Origin of the sequence: Paraburkholderia pallida (assembly GCF_004524855.1) — a bacterium.
In the GTDB taxonomy this organism is placed as follows: domain Bacteria; phylum Pseudomonadota; class Gammaproteobacteria; order Burkholderiales; family Burkholderiaceae; genus Paraburkholderia; species Paraburkholderia oxyphila.
In genome coordinates this window covers 892,830-911,453 of sequence record NZ_CP038149.1, presented here as the reverse complement: position 1 = coordinate 911,453, position 18,624 = coordinate 892,830, and the positions used below count along the sequence as shown (strand labels likewise).

Annotated in this window: 15 protein-coding genes; 11 read left to right on the top strand and 4 right to left on the bottom strand. The window is 64.5% G+C overall.

The genetic code is table 11. The features are described from left to right. Positions 1 to 29 precede the first annotated feature (29 nt). A complete protein-coding gene (locus E1956_RS19335) occupies positions 30 to 692 on the bottom strand; it encodes a TetR/AcrR family transcriptional regulator (RefSeq protein ID WP_134752021.1) in 663 nt (220 codons plus the stop codon). Positions 693 to 731: 39 nt separating this feature from the next. Further along, a complete protein-coding gene (locus E1956_RS19330; protein WP_134752019.1) occupies positions 732 to 2,414 on the bottom strand; it encodes an AMP-binding protein in 1,683 nt (560 codons plus the stop codon). A 246-nt stretch (positions 2,415 to 2,660) separates the two neighbouring features. Here E1956_RS19330 and E1956_RS19325 point away from each other — a divergent pair, with 246 nt between their 5' ends. The 10 genes from E1956_RS19325 (at position 2,661) to E1956_RS19280 (ending at position 14,503) form a co-directional block, all read left to right on the top strand. Beyond that, positions 2,661 to 3,866 carry an acetyl-CoA C-acetyltransferase gene (locus tag E1956_RS19325; protein ID WP_134752017.1) on the top strand — a complete coding sequence of 402 codons (1,206 nt, stop codon included), beginning with the start codon at positions 2,661 to 2,663 and terminating at the stop codon, positions 3,864 to 3,866. 23 nt (positions 3,867 to 3,889) lie between these two features. Continuing rightward, positions 3,890 to 5,995 carry a 3-hydroxyacyl-CoA dehydrogenase NAD-binding domain-containing protein gene (locus E1956_RS19320; RefSeq protein WP_134752015.1) on the top strand — a complete coding sequence of 702 codons (2,106 nt, stop codon included), beginning with the start codon at positions 3,890 to 3,892 and terminating at the stop codon, positions 5,993 to 5,995. Positions 5,996 to 6,153: 158 nt separating this feature from the next. Continuing rightward, positions 6,154 to 7,695 (top strand): long-chain-fatty-acid--CoA ligase, encoded by a 1,542-nt coding sequence (locus E1956_RS19315; protein ID WP_134752013.1) that lies wholly within the window; start codon positions 6,154 to 6,156, stop codon positions 7,693 to 7,695. A gap of 37 nt (positions 7,696 to 7,732) precedes the next feature. Next, complete coding sequence (locus E1956_RS19310) at positions 7,733 to 8,917, top strand: lipid-transfer protein (protein ID WP_134752011.1); 1,185 nt, start codon at positions 7,733 to 7,735, stop codon at positions 8,915 to 8,917. A 45-nt stretch (positions 8,918 to 8,962) separates the two neighbouring features. Continuing rightward, entirely contained in the window at positions 8,963 to 10,165 is a 1,203-nt protein-coding gene (locus E1956_RS19305) for an acyl-CoA dehydrogenase family protein (RefSeq protein WP_134752009.1), read from the top strand. 14 nt (positions 10,166 to 10,179) lie between these two features. Next, complete coding sequence (locus tag E1956_RS19300) at positions 10,180 to 11,328, top strand: acyl-CoA dehydrogenase family protein (protein ID WP_134752007.1); 1,149 nt, start codon at positions 10,180 to 10,182, stop codon at positions 11,326 to 11,328. 17 nt (positions 11,329 to 11,345) lie between these two features. Next, on the top strand, positions 11,346 to 11,801 hold the full coding sequence (locus tag E1956_RS19295; RefSeq protein ID WP_134752004.1) for a MaoC family dehydratase: 456 nt from the start codon (positions 11,346 to 11,348) through the stop codon (positions 11,799 to 11,801). A 32-nt stretch (positions 11,802 to 11,833) separates the two neighbouring features. Continuing rightward, positions 11,834 to 12,745 (top strand): SDR family NAD(P)-dependent oxidoreductase, encoded by a 912-nt coding sequence (locus E1956_RS19290; RefSeq protein ID WP_134752002.1) that lies wholly within the window; start codon positions 11,834 to 11,836, stop codon positions 12,743 to 12,745. A 51-nt stretch (positions 12,746 to 12,796) separates the two neighbouring features. Continuing rightward, positions 12,797 to 13,546: an electron transfer flavoprotein subunit beta/FixA family protein gene (locus E1956_RS19285; RefSeq protein ID WP_134752000.1), complete on the top strand. Its 750-nt coding sequence runs from the start codon at positions 12,797 to 12,799 to the stop codon at positions 13,544 to 13,546. 15 nt (positions 13,547 to 13,561) lie between these two features. Next, positions 13,562 to 14,503, top strand: a complete 942-nt coding sequence (locus E1956_RS19280) for an electron transfer flavoprotein subunit alpha/FixB family protein (protein WP_134751998.1) — start codon at positions 13,562 to 13,564, stop codon at positions 14,501 to 14,503. A 457-nt stretch (positions 14,504 to 14,960) separates the two neighbouring features. Here E1956_RS19280 and E1956_RS19270 read toward each other — a convergent pair whose 3' ends face one another. Next, positions 14,961 to 16,484, bottom strand: a complete 1,524-nt coding sequence (locus tag E1956_RS19270) for a DUF1254 domain-containing protein (protein WP_232071726.1) — start codon at positions 16,482 to 16,484, stop codon at positions 14,961 to 14,963. Between the two features lie 229 nt (positions 16,485 to 16,713). Between E1956_RS19270 and E1956_RS19265 the strand changes: the two genes are divergently transcribed. Beyond that, positions 16,714 to 17,706, top strand: a complete 993-nt coding sequence (locus tag E1956_RS19265; protein WP_232071724.1) for a DUF1254 domain-containing protein — start codon at positions 16,714 to 16,716, stop codon at positions 17,704 to 17,706. Between the two features lie 463 nt (positions 17,707 to 18,169). Here the strand turns inward: E1956_RS19265 and E1956_RS19260 are convergent, their stop codons facing one another. Further along, positions 18,170 to 18,598: a hypothetical protein gene (locus tag E1956_RS19260; RefSeq protein ID WP_134751992.1), complete on the bottom strand. Its 429-nt coding sequence runs from the start codon at positions 18,596 to 18,598 to the stop codon at positions 18,170 to 18,172. Positions 18,599 to 18,624 lie beyond the last annotated feature (26 nt).

Genomic DNA, 18,624 nt, shown 5'->3' with positions numbered 1-18,624 from the left:
TGTGGGGTCCGGTGTTCAGCCAGCCGGCGCTATCCGGCCGTATCGTCAATGGCCGGGCCGCCGGTGGCGAGCCACTGGAACGAGGCCAGCGCGCTCTGGTCCAGGATCGCCGAAGCCGCGCGCGACGCGCCCTGACTGCCGACGTTGCGCATCACGAGCCCCTGGAGCTGCGCGACGATCAGGGCCGCGCGCGCTTCAAGCTCCGCATCCGAAATAGCCGGGGCGATGCCCCGGATCAGCTCCGCGATCGTTTTTCGCTCGCGCCGCTGAAGCTTCTGCATGGTGCGCGCGGCCACGGGGTCGGTGAGCGCGGCCGCCGCGAGATGGACCAGAATCCGGGCCGTCGCGGGGTCTCTTGCCAGCTTGACGAACATTTTCATCGCGGCAAGGAAGCGTTCGAGCTGCGACGCCTCGGGCATGGCCTCGATGACCTCGTCGATGGCGGCCTGGTAGCGGTCCATCAGGAACAGCCACATCGCTTCCAGCAGATGGTCCTTGCTGGGGTAGTAGTGCTGCAGCGTGCTCAGGCCGATACCGACACTCGCGGCCACGCTGCGGACCGAGAAGCCCGCGTAACCGTCGCGTACGAAAATCGCCTGCGCCGCTGCAAGAATTTCGTTGGCTCGCGCGTGACCCCGCTGCGTGGTGGGCGAGGTCTTGCCGCGCAAAGGTTGCTGGCCGGTCCGGTTCATGCTGCGTGGGTAAACGAGTGAGGAAAGCCGCCGATCTTACTACGTGTTCCAGACCACGGAGCGGCCCTGGCTTACCCAGTGCCCGAAGCGCGGCGAGAGCAGCTCTTCGATCCGACTGCGCTTGATCTTCATCGTGGGCGTGAGCGTGCCGTCCTCGACCGACCAGGGCGTTTCGCAGATCACGAGGCACTGGAGCTTTTCGTGCGGATCGAGACCGGCGTTCACCTGTTCCAGATGGGCGCCAAGTGACTGTTCCAGCGCTTCGCGCCCGCCGGGGCCGCGTGACTCGCCGAGCGCCGTTTCGTTGAGTATGACGAGTGCGAGCGGCTGGTGCCGGTGGGCGCCCGCCACGAGGCAGTTCTCCAGTGCGGGGTGCGCCATCAACTGATTCTCGATCGGTGCGGGCGCAACGTATTTGCCCTTGCTCGTCTTGAAGTTGTCCTTCACCCGCCCGACGATCTTCAGGTTGCCGTGCGCGTCCAGTTCGCCCTTGTCGCCGGTGCGGAACCAGCCGTCGGCGGTGTAGGCCGCTCGCGTGAGCTCGGGGTCCTCGAAATAGCCGAGCATGAGCGAAGGGCCGCGCATCTGCACCTCACTCGTGTCCGGATCGAGACGCACGTCCAGTTCGGGATAGGGCTTGCCGACCGTGCCCGGATAGAACTCGCCGGGCAGCGTCGAATGCGAGGCGGCGGCGTTCTCGGACATACCATAGCCCTCGGTGATCAGCAGGCCGAGGCGAGCGTACCAGCGCAGCAATTCCGGCGGAATGGGCGCGGTGCCGGAGATCGCGAAGCGCACTTCGGCGAGTCCGAGCCCCTGGAGGAGTTCCTCCCTGAGCTTCTCGCCGGCGCCTGGCATGTCCAGCATGCGCTCGAGTTGCTCCGGCGGGATTTTCGCGCTTACGCCCTCGTGGAATTTCGACCACAGGCGTGGCACGGAAACGAAGATGGTGGGCCGCGCCCGGCGCAGGTCGGCGGCAAAGGTGGCGAGCGTGTCGCTGAAGTAGATGCGCATGCCGCCCACCAGCGAGCCGAGCTCCACGAGCACGCGCTCGGCGAGGTGGGCTAGCGGAAGATAGGAGAGCATACGGTCTTCTTCGCCATAGCGGATGCGCGTCGCGATCATGGTCACAGCGGCCGTGAGCGTGCCGAAACTGTGCATCACGCCCTTGGCCATGCCGGTCGTGCCCGACGTGTACACGAGCGTCGCGAGCTCGCCGGCTGCGCGCCCGGGCTCGCCCTCGAGAGGCGCCGTGCTGGCGACGATCGCATCCCATTGCAGCGCGTCGATCGCGGGCGCGAGCGGCAGGGCGATGCATGGCCGGTTGGGCTGCGCGAGCACGGGCGCGAAGCGAGCCCAGTCGTCGTCGAGGCGGCCGACGAAGCAGGCCACGGCGCGCGAATGCATGAGGATCTGGCGCGCGCTTTCGGCGGTGTTGGCGGGAAACAGCGGCACGGCAACATGGCCCGCCATCCAGATGGCCAGATCCGCGATGATCCAGTGCGCGCTGTTCTTGCCCAGAACCGCAATGCGAGAACCGGCCGGCCAGTCTTGCTGCTTCAGCCAGGCCGCCATGCGGCGCGCCTGCGAAGCGGCTTCGCCCCACGTGTAGTCGATCACCTCGTTGCCGCAGGGCTGGGTCAGCCAGACAGCGTCCGCACGCGTGCGCTCCCAGTGATAGAGCCGCTGCAGCGGCAGGGTGTCGGCGGACGGTGCGCTCATTCCTGTCTCCTGATGGGGCCACATCTCTCGAGGCCTCGTTGTCAGCATGATTGCCAGCAATCCAGATGATCCGGATTCCACTCTTTTTTTCATAATAAGTCGGGTGACCGGTTTTCGCAACGCTTGCCCGGACGCCCGATCTCCCTGGTTGACTTATTACCTTGCTCGTGTAGCATTCGCGCAACCGGTCATGTGACCCATTGGAAAAATGCCCCGGCAAAACCGGAGCCATTCAAGGAGACGAAGATGAGCGAAGCGCTGATATTCGACGCGCTCAGAACGCCGCGCGGCAAAGGCCGGGCGGACGGTGCGCTATACGAGGTCAAGCCCATCAGCCTGTTGTCGGGCGTGCTGCGCGAACTGCAGCAGCGTCACGATCTCGATACGGGCGAGGTCGACGACGTGGTGATGGGCATCGTGGCGCCGGTGGGCGAGCAGGGCGGCAATCTCGCGAAGATTGCGGCGCTCAACGCGGGCTGGGACTGGAATGCCTCGGGCGTGCAGCTCAACCGCTATTGCGCGTCGGGCCTGGAGGCCGTCAATCTCGCGGCGCAGAAGGTGCGCTCGGGATGGGAGGATCTCGTGGTGGCGGGGGGCGTCGAGTCGATGTCGCGCATTCCCATGGGGTCGGACGGCGGCGCGTGGGCCCAGGACCCGCAGACGGCCATGGACCTCGGCTTCGTGCCGCAGGGCATCGGCGCCGATCTGCAGGCGATGCTCGACGGCTACACGCGCGAGGACCTCGACGCCTATGCGCTCGCCTCGCAGCAGCGCGCCGCCGCGGCCCGCGAGGGCGGCCGCTTTGCCCGCTCGCTCGTGCCTGTGCGCGACGCGAGCGGCATGGTCATCCTCGAACACGATGAGCTGATCCGCCCCAATTCGACGATGGAAGGGCTCGCGGCGCTCAAGCCCGCGTTCGACACGCCCGGCAAGATGGGCTTCGACGCGCGGGCGATCCGCTACTACCCGCAGGTGCAGCGCATCGAGCACGTGCATACGTCGGGCAACTCGTCGGGCATCGTCGACGGCGCGGCGGCGCTCCTGATCGGCAGCGAGAAGAAGGGGCGCGATCTGGGCCTCACGCCGCGCGCGCGCGTCGTCGCGACGGCCGTGACCGGCTCCGAGCCCGTGATCATGCTGACGGGGCCCGCACCCGCCGCGCACAAGGCGCTGGCCAAGGCCGGCATGACAGTCGAACAGATCGATCTGTTCGAAGTCAACGAGGCGTTTGCATCGGTGCCGCTGCGCTTCATGCGTCTCATGGACGTGCCGCACGAGAAGGTCAACGTCAACGGCGGCGCCATCGCGCTCGGCCATCCGCTCGGCGCCACCGGCGCGATGCTGCTCGGCACGCTGCTCGACGAGCTCGAGGCCCGCAACCTGCGCTACGGCCTCGTCACGCTGTGCGCCGCAGCGGGCATCGGCATCGCCACCATCATCGAGCGCCTTTGAGCGCGCCCCTTACGAGATTCGTCATGAAGACCATTCGCTACGAAACCGGCGCCGACCAGATCGTCACGCTCACGTTCGACGACCCCGACGCCCCCGTCAATACGCTCAGCGAGCAGTGGCAGCGCGATTTTGCCGAGGCGGTGGAGCGCCTCGTCGCCGCGAAGGAGACGATCCGCGGCGTGATCCTCGCGTCGGCCAAGTCGACCTTTGTCGCCGGCGCCGACCTGAAGGCCGTTCAGGAGTACAAAGCGCAAGACATGCCAGTGGTATTCGCGCGTATCGAAGCCGCGAAGCAAAATTTCCGCCGTCTCGAGACGCTCGGCAAGCCTGTCGTGGCGTGCCTGGCGGGCAGCGCCGTGGGCGGCGGGTTCGAGATCGCGCTGTGCGCTCACCATCGCGTGGCCGTAGATAGTCCCAAGGTCCAGATCGGTTTGCCGGAGGCGACGCTCGGCCTGCTGCCGGCCGGCGGCGGCGTGACCAAGATGGTGCGCCTGCTCGGCCTCGCCGACGCCTTGCCCTGGCTGCTCGAAGGCAAGAGCATGACGGCCGCCGAAGCCGCGCGCATTGGTCTCGTGCAGCGTCTTGTCGACACGCCGGACGCGCTGCGCCAGGCCGCGGTCGAATGGATCGACGCCAATCCCGTGGCGTCGCAGCCCTGGGACGTCAAGGGCTATCGGATGCCGGGCGGCACGCCCTCCACGCCGAAGATCGCGGGGGCGCTGGCCGTCATGTCCGCCGCGCTGGAGCAGAAAACGCGCGGCCTGATGCCGGGGCCCGCGGCCATTCTGGCGTGCGCGGTCGAAGGCGCCCAGGTGGACTTCGACACGGCCATGCGGCTCGAATCGCGCGCGATCGTGAAGCTGTTCGTCGATCCCGTGGCGCAGAACCTCGTCAACTTCTTTTTCGACCGCACGCGCATCAAGGCGGGCGCCTCCCGGCCGGCGGGCGTGGCGCCGCAAGCCGTGGCGAAGGTGGGCATTCTCGGCGCCGGCATGATGGGCGCGGGCATTGCCTGCGTGAGCGCCATGCGCGGCATGGACTGCGTCCTGAAGGACGTGACGCCCGAGCGGGCGGAGAGCGGCAAGGCCTACACGCGCAAGGTCACCGACGCGCGCGTTGCAAAAGGCCGCATGACGGCCGAACAGCAGGCCCAGGTGCTGGCGCGCATCCACGCGACAGCCGATGCGCAAGATCTGCAGGGTTGCGACCTCATCATCGAAGCGGTATTCGAAAGCCGCGAACTGAAGGCCCAGGTGACGCGCGAGGCCGAGCCGATGCTGGCTGCGGACGGCGTGCTCGCGTCCAACACGTCGACGTTGCCGATCACGGGACTGGCCGCCGCATCGGCGCATCCCGAGCGCTTCATCGGGCTGCATTTCATCTCGCCCGTCGACAAGATTCCGCTCGTCGAGATCATCGTGGGCGAGAAGACGAGCGACGCCACGCTCGCACGCGCCTATGACTACGTGCTGCAGATTGGCAAGTTGCCGATCGTGGTCAACGATTCGCGCGGCTTCTATACCAGCCGGACCTTCGGCAGCTTCGTCAAGGAAGGCGTAGGCATGCTGATGGAAGGCATTCCTGCGGAAGTCATCGAAAACGCGGCGCTCTCCGCCGGCATGCCGGTCGGGCCGCTCACGGTGCTGGACGAAACTTCGCTTTCGCTGGCGCTTTCCATCACCGAACAGACCATCGCGGACTTGAAGGCGGAAGGCAGGCCGTACCTGAAGGAGCCGGGCGACCTCGTCATCGAGAAGATGGTGAAGGAACTCGGGCGCCGGGGGCGCGCAGGCGGAGGCGGCTTTTACGACTACCCGGAGGGGGAGAGGAAGCGCCTGTGGCCGGGCCTGAAGCAGCATTTCGGCAGGGCCGGCGTGCAGTGGGACATCGCCGAATTGCGCGACCGGCTGCTGTTCCGGCAATCGCTGGAGACCCTGCGGGCGATGAAGGAGGGCGTGTTGCGCACGACGCACGACGCCAACGTGGGCTCGGTCACCGCAATCGGCTTTCCGGCGTGGACGGGCGGCACGTGGCGCTTTATCGAGTCGCAGGGCATGGAGCGGTTCATCGCGCGCTGCAACGAACTGGCCGGCCGTTACGGCGAGCGTTTTGCGCCGCCGCAGGCGTAGCGCAACGAGGCCGCTCGAGGCGGGCGGCCATCCTCCTGCTCTCTGGCTGGGGCGGCACACGAGCGGGTTGCCGTCTTTTGCAATGTATTCGATGGATTGCGCAATCGCCGGACGGCGCGACGGTCCCTAACATACATGCACAAAGACAGGAGACATACATGTATCAAACCCAGGCGCTGCATCGCGCGCGGCAACAGTACGGCAATCGCGTGGCCGTCCGTTTCGCCGGGCGCGAATGCACCTTCGGCGAACTCGCGGAGCGCGTCGCGCGGCTCGCCGGCGCGCTGCAGCAACTGGGCATGGAGGAAGGCGACCGCATCGCGATGCTCTCGCTGAATTCGGATCGCTATCTCGAGTTCCAGATGGCCGTGCCGTGGGGCGGCGGCGTGCTCAATCCCTGCAACATCCGCTGGTCCGCGGCCGAGTTGCTCTACGCGCTCGATGACTCGGGCTCGACCATGCTGCTCGTGGACGACGCGTTCGCCGAGCTTGGCGCGCAGCTACGCCGCGACGCGCAAACCGTGCGCGAGCTGATCTATTGCGGCGACGGTGCGGTGCCGGACGGCATGCGCTCCTATGAGGCGCTGGTCGCCGCAGCCGCGCCCGTAGCCGACAAGTACCGGCGCGGCGAGGATCTCGCGGGCATCTTCTATACCGGCGGCACGACGGGCTTCCCGAAGGGCGTGATGCTGAGCCACACCAACCTCGGCGTGGCCGCGCTCACCGCGTGCGCAACGGGCCTCGCGCGGCCCGGCGCGGTCTATCTGCACGCGGCGCCGATGTTCCATATCGCCGACATCGGGCTCGCCGGGCCGCATTGGATCGAAGGCAATACGCACGTGATCCTTCCCTCGTTCGAGCCGGGCGCCGTGCTCGAGGCGATTGCGCGCTACGGCGTGACCCACACGGTGCTCGTGCCGACCATGATTCAGCACCTCGTCGAGCATATCGAGCGGATGCCCCACTACGACGTGACGACGCTCGAAACGGTGGCGTACGGCGCCGCGCCGGTCGCCTCGGCGCTGCTCGCGCGGGCGCAGGCCGCGTTTCCCGGCACGCGGTTCGTGCAGATCTACGGCATGACGGAGGCCGGTCCGGTGTCGATCGAAACCGGCGGCGCAGCCGGCCTCGCGCCAGAGGGCGCAACCGGGCGGCCCTGCTACTGCGTCGAAGTGAAGATCGTCGACGCAAGAGGCGAGGAAGTGCCACGCAACACGCCGGGCGAAGTGGCGCTGTGCGGGCCGAATGTGATGCAGGGCTACTGGAATAAACCGGAGCAGACGGCGGCCGTGCTGCGCGACGGCTGGTATTTCACGGGCGACGGCGCGTACATGGACGACGACGGCTTTCTCCACGTGATCGATCGCCTCAAGGACATGATCATTACCGGCGGCGAGAACGTCTATTCCGCCGAAGTGGAAAACGCCATCGCGTCGCATCCGGACGTTACCGCTGCGGCGGTGATCGCCGTGCCCGACGCGCGCTGGGGGGAGGCCGTGCATGCTGTCGTCGTGGCCGCGCCGGGCGCCAGCGTGAGCGCCGACGACATCATCGCCCATTGCAAGGCGCGTATCGCGGGCTACAAGTGCCCGCGCAGCGTCGAGTTCGTCGACGCGCTGCCCGTCTCGGGCGCCGGCAAGGTGTTGAAGGTCAGGCTGCGCGAGCGTCACTGGAAAGATCGTTCGCGCAGCGTGGCGTGACGGTTCATATCAATCGATACAGCAGGAGCATACCCACATGAGTCGAGACGTCTACGTTGCCGGGATCGGCATGATCCCGTTCACCAAGCCGGGCGCGAACGAGCCCTATCCGCAGATGGGCGCGCGGGCCGCGCGACTCGCGCTGCAGGACGCGGGTCTCGGCTACGAGCAGATCCAGCAGTGCTACGCGGGCTTCGTCTATGGCGATTCCACGGCGGGTCAGCGCGCCATCTATGAGGTCGGCATGACCGGCATTCCGGTCATCAACGTCAACAACAACTGCTCCACGGGTTCGACCGCGCTGTACCTGGCCCGCCAGGCCGTGGCGGGCGGCGCGGCCGACTGCGTGCTGGCGCTCGGCTTCGAGCAGATGAATCCGGGCGCGCTGAGCACCTACTTCCACGACCGTGCGTCGCCGTTCGACCGCTTCGCCGTGGTTGCCGAAGAACTCCTGGGCGCGAACGATGTGCCGCCCGCGCTGCGCTATTTCGGCGGCGCCGGGCTCGCGCATATGAAGCAGTACGGAACGAAGCTTTCGACCTTCGCGAAGATCCGCGCCAAGGCAAGCCGCCACGCCGCGAACAACCCGCTCGCCGTATTCCGCAACGTCGTGACGGAAGACGAAGTCATGGCGTCCCCCATGGTGTGGGAGGGCGTGATGACAAAGCTGATGGCCTGCCCGCCGACCAGCGGCGCGGCCGCAGCCGTCGTCTGCTCGGAAGACTTCGCGAAGCGCCACGGCCTGAACCGGCAGGTCCGCATCGCCGCGCAGGCGATGACGACCGATTTCACCTCGACGTTCGAGGCCCGTGACATGCGCGAGGTCGCCGGCGTCGGCATGACGAAAGCCGCCGCACGCCAGGTGTACGAAGCGGCCGGCGTCTCGCCGCAGGATATCGATGTGATCGAGTTGCACGACTGCTTCGCGCATAACGAACTGCTGACCTATGAAGGGCTCGGCCTGTGCCCGGAAGGCGGCGCCGAAAAGTTCGTGCTCGACGGCGACAACACCTACGGAGGCCAGTACGTGACCAACCCGTCGGGCGGCCTGCTCTCGAAGGGCCACCCGCTCGGGGCCACCGGCATCGCCCAGTGCGTCGAGCTGGTCCAGCATCTGCGCGGCACGGCACAGGCGCGCCAGGTGGAGGGCGCGCGCCTCGCGCTCCAGCACAACGTGGGCCTTGGCGGCGCCTGCGTGGTGACGCTCTACGAGCGCGTCTGATTGTTCAGGCTGCGCAAGCATCCAATCGATTCAGGAGACGGTCCGATGGACTTTCAACCCGATGCGGGTTTGACCGCATTCCGTGAGGAAGTGCGCGCATTTCTGCGCGCCCATTTGCCGGCCGATCTGGCCGGCTCGCAACATGGCGTGCGCTCGCCGCGCGCCGCGCTGATGCATTGGCAAGGTATCCTGAATGAACACGGCTGGGGCGCGCCCTGTTGGGAAACGGCGCATGGCGGCACAGGCTGGACGCCGCAGCAGCGCCTTGTTTTCGACGAAGAGTGCGCCGCCGCGGGCGCGCCGACCCAGGACGTCTTCGGCCAGCGTCTGCTCGGCCCGGTGCTCAATCATTTCGCGTCGCCGGAGCAGAAGGCCGAGCATCTGCCCCACATCTTCGCCGGCACGCGGCTCTGGTGCCAGGGCTTTTCCGAGCCTGGCTCGGGATCGGATCTCGCGTCGCTGCGCACGCAGGCCGTGCGCGACGGCGATCATTACGTCGTCAACGGCCAGAAGATCTGGACGAGCTATGCGCACGAGGCGGACTGGATCTTCCTGCTCGTGCGCACCGATACATCTGTCAAGAAGCAGGCCGGTATCAGCTTCCTGCTCGTCGACATGCAAACGCCGGGCATCACGGTGCGCCCGATCATCACGATCGACGGCTGCCATCACCTGAACGAAACGTTCTTCGACAACGTGCGCGTGCCGGTCGCCAACTGCGTGGGCGGCGAGGGCGCGGGTTGGAGCGTCACCAAGTTTCTCCTCAACAACGAGCATGCGGGGACGGCCGATTTGCCGGCGCTCCTGCGCTTGAAGAAGCAGTTGCGCAGTGTTGGGGCCACGCTTCGGGTGGACGGCCAGCCGCTCGTGCGCCAGCCGGCCTTCGCGCTGCGGCTCGCCCGCCTCGAAGCCGAGCTGCAGGCCGTCTCCATGATGGTTCAGCGGGTGGCGGTGCTGGAGCAGGATCACAGTCCCACGGCGCACGTGATGGGGTCCATGCTGAAGATTCGCGGCACGGAGCTGCAACAGAAGATGAGCGAGTTCCTCGTCGAATCGCTGGGCGACTACGGTGCGATCGCGTACCCCGCCGAGTCGCACGCGGAAGAGGGCGACACGCTGCCGGTTCCGGCCGCGGGCATAGGGCCGGGCCTCGCCAGCGCGATGTTCTTCCGCCGCGCGTCGACGATCTACGGAGGCACGAGCGAGGTCCAGCGCGGCATCATCGCCAAGCTGTTGTTTCAACTCTGAGGCGGGACGCCACCATGAATTTCAATCTGAATGCCGAGCAGCAGATGCTGCAGGACAGCGTGCGCCGCTTCGTGACGAAGGCGTGCAGCTTCGAAATGCGCGCCGCGCAGGTGCAGTCCGGCCGGGACGCTTGTGCGCGCAACTGGGGGTTGTTCGCCGATAACGGCTGGCTGGCCGCGGCGCTGCCGGATGCCTATGGCGGGCTGGGCGGCTCGGTGCTCGATAACGTCCTGATCGGCCTTGAACTGGGGCGGGGACTCGTGACCGATCCGTTCGTGGGGCTGGGCGTGCTCGCTGTCCAGACGCTGGCCGCGTGCGCGACCGACGCGCAGAAGCAAGCCCTGCTGCCGCGTCTGGCCGACGGGACGCTGCGCATCGCGCTCGCTTTTAGCGAGCCGGATGCGCGCGGCAATCCCGCACGCGTGAAGACGAGGGCGGCACCCAATGCGGACGGCTACGCGCTGCATGGCCACAAGACGCTGGTCGTGGGCGCACCGGCGGCCGACATGCTGCTGGTGTCCGCCTTCATCGACGGCGTGGGGGCCGATCCGGGCCGCATGGCGCTGTTCCTCGTCGAAGCCGGTAGCGCCGGACTCGCGCAGCGTGCGCTGCCGTTGCACGACGGCACCTGGGCCGCGGACGTGCAGCTCAATGGCGTGCAGGTGAGTGCCGATGCGCGCATCGGCTACGGCGGCGATTGCTTGCCGGCGTTGCGCCATGGGCTGGCCCATGCCGTTGCCGTGCAAGGCGCCGAACTGATTGGCGTGATGGAGGCGGCCATCGAGGCCACGTCCGAGTATCTGAAGGTGCGCAAGCAATTCGGAGTCCCAATCGGTAGCTTCCAGTCGCTTCAGCATCGCATGGCCGACATGGCGGCCGAAATGGAGTTGGCCCGCTCGATGCTGTTCGCGCTGCTCGCGGCATTCGAGGCCGGCGACGAGACGGCGCTGCAATACGCGGTGTCGGCGTGCAAGGCCTTCGTCTGTCGCGCTGCGAAGAATGTTTGCGGCCAGGCGATCCAGTTACACGGCGGCATCGGCATGACCGAGGAATGCGTGATTGGCCACTACTTCAAGCGCGCGGTGGTAGCGGAGCTCGTCCTCGGCAGCAGCGATCAGCATGAGGCGGCCTGTGCCGCCGCGCTCGAGCGCTCATTGAGCTGAATACCAAGGAATTTTTGATGAAAGTTTATGAAACGCCCGATGCGTTGAAGCCGCTGAAGGGGGAGTCCATCGGCACGAGTGACTGGCTGCTGATCGACCAGTCGCGCGTGAATCTGTTCGCGGACGCGACCGACGACCACCAATGGCTTCACGTCGACGTCGAGCGCGCCAAAACGGGGCCGTTCGGCGCACCCATCGCGCACGGCTTCCTGACGCTGAGCCTGTTGCCGGGGCTGGTCGCTTCGGCCTTCGAGGTTCGCGGCACGTCGGCCGGCGTGAACTATGGCCTCGACAAGGTCCGGTTTCCCTCGCCCGTGCTCGTGGGTAGCCGCATTCGCGGGCTCTTCCGGCTGCTCGAATGGGACGAGCTCGGCAACGGTGCCGTGCAGATCAAGATCGAGATGACGATCGAGTGCGAGGGTGCACCGAAGCCGGCCTGCGTGGCCGAGCCGATTCTGCTTTTTTTCCGCTAAAACGCGCCGCTATTGAAGAAGAGGAACGAGACATGAGCATTCGATTTGACGGGAAGGTCGCCATCGTGACGGGCGCCGGAGCGGGCCTTGGACGCCAGCACGCCTTGGCATTCGCCGCGCGCGGCGCGAAGGTGGTGGTCAACGATTTCGGCGGCGGCCGCGACGGCACCGGCGGCTCCTCGGAGGCCGCGTTGGCGGTGGTCGAGGAAATCCGCGCGTCGGGCGGTACGGCGATCGCCAATGGTGCAAACGTGGCCGACTTCGCCCAGGTTCAGGCCATGGTCGCGCAGACCCTCGATGCCTTCGGGCGCATCGATATCCTCGTGAACAATGCCGGCATTTTGCGCGACAAGAGCTTCGCCAAGATGGACGTGGCGGATTTTCGCGCGGTGCTCGACGTGCACCTGATGGGCTCGATGCATTGCACGAAGGCCGTATGGGAGACGATGCGAGAGCAGAAGTACGGCCGCATCGTCATGACGACGTCGGCGGCGGGGCTCTACGGCAGTTTCGGCCAGGCGAACTACGGCGCGGCGAAGATGGCACTGGTCGGCCTGATGAACGTGCTTCATCAGGAGGGGTTCAAGAGCAACATCAAGGTCAATACGATTGCGCCCATCGCGGCGACGCGCATGACCGAAGAGATCCTGCCGCCGGCAGCGTTGGCCGCCATCCAGCCGGAGCGGGTGACACCCGCGGTGCTGTTCCTGTGCAGCGAGGACGCGCCGTCGCGCGTCGTGCTCTCCGCCGGCGGCGGTTCGTTTGCGGCGGCGACGGTCGTTGAAACGGCGCCGTGCCACATTGCCGATGGCGACCTGAGCCCCGAATCGATCGCGGACCGTTTCGCTGAAATCGCCGACTGGAATACCGCTTCGGCTTACGCCGAGGCCGGGCAGGAAGTGGGGCGCTTCATCGAAGCTGCGCTCAAGTCCGCGCGTGACTGAAATCCTTGCCGTTGAAGACGGCTCTGTTTTGCTGGAAGTCGGGAGTGCATTTTGAAAGTACTGGTCGCAATCAAGAGAGTGGTCGATCCGAATGTGAAGGTCGGCGTGAAGTCGGATGGCACGGGCGTCGACATCGCCAACGTGAAGATGTCGATGAACCCGTTCGATGAAATCGCCGTGGAAGAAGCGGTGCGATTGAAGGAAGCGGGCGTGGTGACGGAAGTGATCGCCGTGTCTGCTGGTGTCGCGCAGGCGCAGGAAACGCTGCGCACGGCGCTGGCGATCGGCGCGGATCGCGCTGTGCTGATCGAATCGGATGAAGATTTGCAGCCGCTCGCCGTGGCGAAGCTTTTGAAGGCTGTGGTCGATAAGGAGCAGCCTTCATTGGTCGTTCTCGGCAAGCAGGCCATCGACGACGATTCGAACCAGACCGGACAGATGCTCGCCGCTTTGGCGGGTCTGCCGCAGGCGACGTTCGCTTCGAGGATCACCATCGCCGATGGCCGTGCCACGGTTGCGCGTGAAGTCGACGGCGGTGCGGAAACGCTTTCCCTGCAATTGCCCGCCGTGGTGACCACCGACCTTCGTTTGAACGAGCCGCGCTACGTCACGCTGCCGAACATCATGAAGGCGAAGAAGAAGCCGCTGGAGACGATCAAGCCATCGGATCTGGGCGTGGATGTCACGCCGCGCCTGAAGACCCTGAAGGTGGCGGAGCCGCCCAAGCGCAGCGCCGGCGTGAAGGTCGCCGACGTGAATACGCTGGTCGAGAAGCTGAAGACCGAAGCCAAGGTGCTGTAAGGGAGCGGATTGAACATGACGAATCTGGTTATTGCCGAACACGACAACGCAACCGTCAAGGCGGCGACGCTGAACACCGTGGCTGCCGCGCAGAAGATCGGTGGCGACGTGCACGTGCTGATCGCGGGGCACAACGCCCAAGCTGCCGCAGAAGCGGCCGCCAAGATCGCCGGCGTTTCGAAGGTGCTGCTGGCTGATGCGCCGCAGCTCGAAGTAGGACTCGCGGAAAATGTCGAGGCGACGGTGCTTTCGATCGCCAAGAACTACACGCACATCCTGGCACCTGCTACGGCAGCGGGCAAGAACGTCACGCCGCGACTCGCCGCGAAGCTGGACGTCGCGCAGATCTCGGACATCACGGCAGTGGAATCGCCGGACACGTTCGAGCGTCCGATCTACGCGGGTAACGCAATCGCAACGGTGCAGTCGCAAGACCCCATCAAGGTCATCACCGTTCGCACGACCGGCTTCGACGCCGTGGCGGCCGAAGGCGGCAGCGCAACCGTGGAAAAGATCGAAGCGGCCGCCGACAGCGGCCTTTCGCAATTCCTGAGCCGTGAAGTCACGAAGCTCGACCGTCCCGAACTCACGAGCGCGAAGATCATCGTCTCGGGCGGCCGGGGTCTGGGCAGCGGCGAGAACTACACGAAAGTTCTGGAGCCGCTCGCAGACAAGCTCAACGCAGCACTGGGCGCATCGCGCGCGGCAGTGGATGCGGGCTACGTCCCTAACGATTACCAGGTCGGCCAGACCGGCAAGATCGTCGCACCGCAGCTCTATATCGCGGTGGGCATCTCGGGTGCGATTCAGCACCTCGCCGGCATGAAGGAATCGAAGGTGATCGTAGCGATCAACAAGGACGAGGAAGCGCCGATCTTCAGCGTGGCCGACTACGGCCTCGTGGGCGATCTGTTCACCGTCGTGCCGGAGCTGGCGAGCGCGACGGGCCTGCAGTGACAGTCGTAGCAGCAAGCCCGCGCATCGTGCCGGTCCCGGCATTGCTGTGCGGCGCCGAATATCGAAAGTGCGGGAGCAGGCGATGAACACTCGCGGCAAGTCGCTGCGCGTCGCAGTGGAAAAGTGGTTCGGGACGGATCCCGCACACCGTACCCGTGTGACGCGATGCCGTCACGCGAGCGCGAAGCACTGGCGCTTCGTTCGTGTCGAAAGCGAGCGGCCGTCCGGCTTGCTGGCGATCGTATTCTTTCGCCATCGGGATGGAGGGTGGTGCGTGTTCCCACCCTCGCACCTATGGCCGGCGACCGGGGCCTCGACGTGGTTGCCCGGTTGAACACCTGCTGGACGATGCGCCGGCCTGGCGCCATGCCGTGTGCGCGCGATCGGTTCAGCGGCATGCTGCCATGATGTCGCGGCGGGAAATCCCAGCCGCGATGGCACGGCAGCTTAAACGTCGTTACTGTACGCGCTCCATGGCCGGGGCCTTCCATTGCCCGTCGAGTGCAGGGGGCGCGGGCCAGTAGAGCCGCAACGCCGTGAGGAAGGGGCCCTGCGGCGCCGGAAGCCAGTTCGATTCGAGCGCGGGCCCAAGCGACTCATGCTGGATATACAGCGTGATGCCCCCATCCGCGTCGCGCTTGATCCCGGGCAGCATCGGCGAATTGATCAAATAGCGGTTCAGCTCATTGGCATAGAGCAGGCTCGCGGGCAACTCATAGAGCGTGAGCGACCAGAACGCGTTGACGGGAGGCAGTTTTCCCGGCGGGAAGTGCAGCGTGTAGCGGTTCGAACCGTTAAGCGCCTCGCCATGCGAATCGACGAAATAGACCGGGTAGAACGCTTCCGTCTTGGTGTTGGCATAAATTCCGACGACTGCCCCGGCCATGCGCGCCAGATAGTTTCCCTGCAGGGTGGCACGGGTTCCGAACAAACTGGCGCTCGATATCTTGCCCGTATCGAGGTCGTTTTTCTTGAATTCGGCGTACGCGCTCCAGGCGTCGGCCATGCCATCCTGCATTGCCTTTTGTATCTCAGGCGCAAGGGCATTCGCATCGAACGGCTTGCCGGCTCCGACGCCAATCTTCGCGAAACGCTCCATCAATGCCTTCTCCGAAGGATCGGTCGGGCAGAACTGGAGCACGAAATTCAACACATTGAAGAATTGCAGCGAGCTGCGCTCGTCCTGAGGCGTGAGCGGCTGGATGAACTTGACAACAGGGGCAGGTGTGGGTGCGGGCTTGCCGAGATACTGCGAAAGCGTTTCAACCTTATATCCCGCCTGTATGCGCTTCACATTGTCGATGTCACCCGGATTGAACAATTGCGTACGGTAGAAAACGAACGCGAAATCCGTGTCCGAGCGAATGACCGACTTGATGCCCTTGGGAACGGTGCCCTTCCACTCGGGGCCGGCCAGCAGGAACTTGCCCGCACCGTTGCCCGTGGTTCGGCTGCCGGCATACGCAAAATTGAACGTGTACAAGTCGATGAACTGAACTGCGTAGTATCGCCCTTTGTCCACCGGGGGCACGCTCAGGACGAGCGGCTCGGTACGCAGGTCGGCACCGAGGAACGAGTAGGGCGTGTCGGAGTTGGGAGACTGAATGGTCTTGTCCTCCGGCGTATACACGCGCGCCGTGTTGGCGATCGAGTTCCATGGCGCCTTGAAGTTTGGACCATGCTCGTCAGCAAAATAAGAGTACTGAATGCGATAGTTGTCGACGAGCGGAAAGCCGTAAATTGTGGCCTCTTTCGCAATGGCTCTCGCCTGCTGTGCAGAGAGCGTTTCTGCCGCGAATGCCGCAGGGAGGAAGAATACGGTCATCGAGGCAATCAGAAGTGCGTGGCAAGTTGCAAGACGCCTCAGGCGTAGCAGCTTCTGTATGTGTGACAAGAGAGGCTGGCTAATGTCGCGTATATATCCCATACTTTCCTTCCTGAAGGGTGTGTGAAACGAGGATTGGATAATGTGGCCGCTCAAGAGATAGCAGAGGCCCCCGGTGGCGTCAACAACGAATCAGATCGTACGCATGGCGCTGGTTATACTGGCGGGGCAGCAGGCATGAGCGATCAAGAAAAGGTTATGCGTGGCAGGGAAAGCTTCATTATTCTGCAATCCAGAATGCTGCTGTGATAGATATTTATCAACTTTCATGTAGAACAACGATATGAAAAGACATACTTTCTGCCGAGCCTCAATTGCGGCGCTCATGCTGACTGCCATTTCCGCTTACGCCCAGTCCACTTCGGCGGGACGCGTGCCCGTTACCGTTGAAAATTTTGCGCGCGCCGAAAGCGATGTGTCGTTCGCGAATTTCGTCAAGATGGGTGGATTCGGCAAGTTCGCTCACAATCGCGACGTGGCGCCGATCGATCGTCAGCCTGTTGTCCGCCCGAACCGCGACACGCTTTACTCCGTGGGCGTATTCGATCTCGATGCAGGCCCGCTCACCATCACGCTGCCGCAAGCGGCTCACCGCTACATGGCCATGCAGGTCATTACCGAGGAAGAGTACACGCCAGAGGTCATCTACCAGCCGGGAAGCTATACGTTCACGCGCAAGCAAATCGGCAGCCGCTACGTGGTGATGGCCGTGCGCACGCTCGTCAACCCCGAGGACCCGGCTGACCTCGAGAAGGCGCGCCATCTCCAGGATGCCATTGTGGTGAAACAAGCCAGTCCCGGAAAATTCGAAATACCGGACTGGGATCCTGTGAGCCAGGCGAAGGTCCGCGACGCGCTGCGGGTGCTGGGTTCGACGCTGCCCGATTTGGGCGGCATGTTCGGCGCGAAGGGGCAGGTGGATCCGGTGCGCCATCTGATCGGAACGGCTAGCGCCTGGGGCGGCAATCCGACCAAGGACGCAATCTATCTGAATGTCACGCCGGAGAAAAACGACGGCAAGACCATTTACCACTTGCGGGCGAAGGACGTGCCGGTGGATGGATTCTGGTCGATCAGCGTGTATAACGCTCAGGGTTTCTTCCAGAAGAACGATCTCGACGCCTATACGGTGAACAACGTGACGGCGAAGCGCGCAAGCGACGGCTCGGTTGACGTCCAGTTCGGTGGTTGCGACGGCAAGATTCCGAACTGCCTGCCGATCACCGACGGATGGAACTATATGGTTCGACTTTACCGGCCTCGGGCTGCCATCCTCGACGGGCAGTGGCATTTCCCGGTGGCGGTAGCGGCGAACTGATGCGAAGTGACACAACGGCGCCGGGCGGGAATGTCGGCCGGCGCCTGGTTTGCGTGATTCATTTCAGCACGCAGGTGCAGCGTTTTTCAGCGTTCGTGCGGCGCGAGGATCGACGTGTGGTGTTGGATGGTGTGGTATGCTAAATAATTTTACATAATACCAATTATCGAAGTTTTTGATGTAGGTCCCAAATAGAAATGTCGGGTTTCCGCTAAATAGAAATGTCGTGTTCTGTGTAGGTTGAGCGCCGGACATCCACATGGAGCGCCAGCGATGAATGCGACTGGGACGATCATCATGACGATGCGCGAGCTGCTGGCGCGGTTTTCACGGATGCGTGGAGCCGCCAATGGCCTGTACCGGGATCACGATGAGCATGCGCGAACTGGACCGCCTGATGGTGATCGAGGCAGTCGCCGAGGCACGACTGATGCGCTGGCGTTGCGAAAGCTAACGGTGTCCATCACGTCCGAACAAGCTCAAGCCCGTTTTCGGCACACCATTGCCTCAGCGCGCTTTCGACAGCATCGGCTTCAAACGAATACCAGCGCTCGAGAACGCCTTCACGCTCCAGCAAATCCTTGAAACGGGCGTAAGCCCCTTGCCGTCGGAAAAAACCTTCGACCTGCTCGTAACACGCAGGCAACTCCTGTGCGACAAGGCGTAAGGCGAGACGTCTTCCCAGATTGAACTCGTTTTTGTGGGGTATCGCGAGGTAGCGATCTGACGATGCAAGGTCGTCAGGAAGCTCCTCTTCGAACCCGTCGCTGGAATCGGAAGTCCAATAGATCTTGCCCGTATCGAGCGAGACATACGCGTTATGCTCCGTTGTCGCCGCGTAGCTGACGAAATCGAAAGCCAAAGAAAGTTCATCGTACCTGACTGCGACCATGGCTTTACTCACACAGGTTGTAACAT

Coding starts and splice junctions, on each gene's coding strand:
- E1956_RS19335 (WP_134752021.1), bottom strand. CDS start 692: ATGAACCGGACCGGCCAGCAACCTTTGCGCGGCAAGACCTCGCCCACC.
- E1956_RS19330 (WP_134752019.1), bottom strand. CDS start 2,414: ATGAGCGCACCGTCCGCCGACACCCTGCCGCTGCAGCGGCTCTATCAC.
- E1956_RS19325 (WP_134752017.1), top strand. CDS start 2,661: ATGAGCGAAGCGCTGATATTCGACGCGCTCAGAACGCCGCGCGGCAAA.
- E1956_RS19320 (WP_134752015.1), top strand. CDS start 3,890: ATGAAGACCATTCGCTACGAAACCGGCGCCGACCAGATCGTCACGCTC.
- E1956_RS19315 (WP_134752013.1), top strand. CDS start 6,154: ATGTATCAAACCCAGGCGCTGCATCGCGCGCGGCAACAGTACGGCAAT.
- E1956_RS19310 (WP_134752011.1), top strand. CDS start 7,733: ATGAGTCGAGACGTCTACGTTGCCGGGATCGGCATGATCCCGTTCACC.
- E1956_RS19305 (WP_134752009.1), top strand. CDS start 8,963: ATGGACTTTCAACCCGATGCGGGTTTGACCGCATTCCGTGAGGAAGTG.
- E1956_RS19300 (WP_134752007.1), top strand. CDS start 10,180: ATGAATTTCAATCTGAATGCCGAGCAGCAGATGCTGCAGGACAGCGTG.
- E1956_RS19295 (WP_134752004.1), top strand. CDS start 11,346: ATGAAAGTTTATGAAACGCCCGATGCGTTGAAGCCGCTGAAGGGGGAG.
- E1956_RS19290 (WP_134752002.1), top strand. CDS start 11,834: ATGAGCATTCGATTTGACGGGAAGGTCGCCATCGTGACGGGCGCCGGA.
- E1956_RS19280 (WP_134751998.1), top strand. CDS start 13,562: ATGACGAATCTGGTTATTGCCGAACACGACAACGCAACCGTCAAGGCG.
- E1956_RS19265 (WP_232071724.1), top strand. CDS start 16,714: ATGCTGACTGCCATTTCCGCTTACGCCCAGTCCACTTCGGCGGGACGC.
- E1956_RS19260 (WP_134751992.1), bottom strand. CDS start 18,598: ATGGTCGCAGTCAGGTACGATGAACTTTCTTTGGCTTTCGATTTCGTC.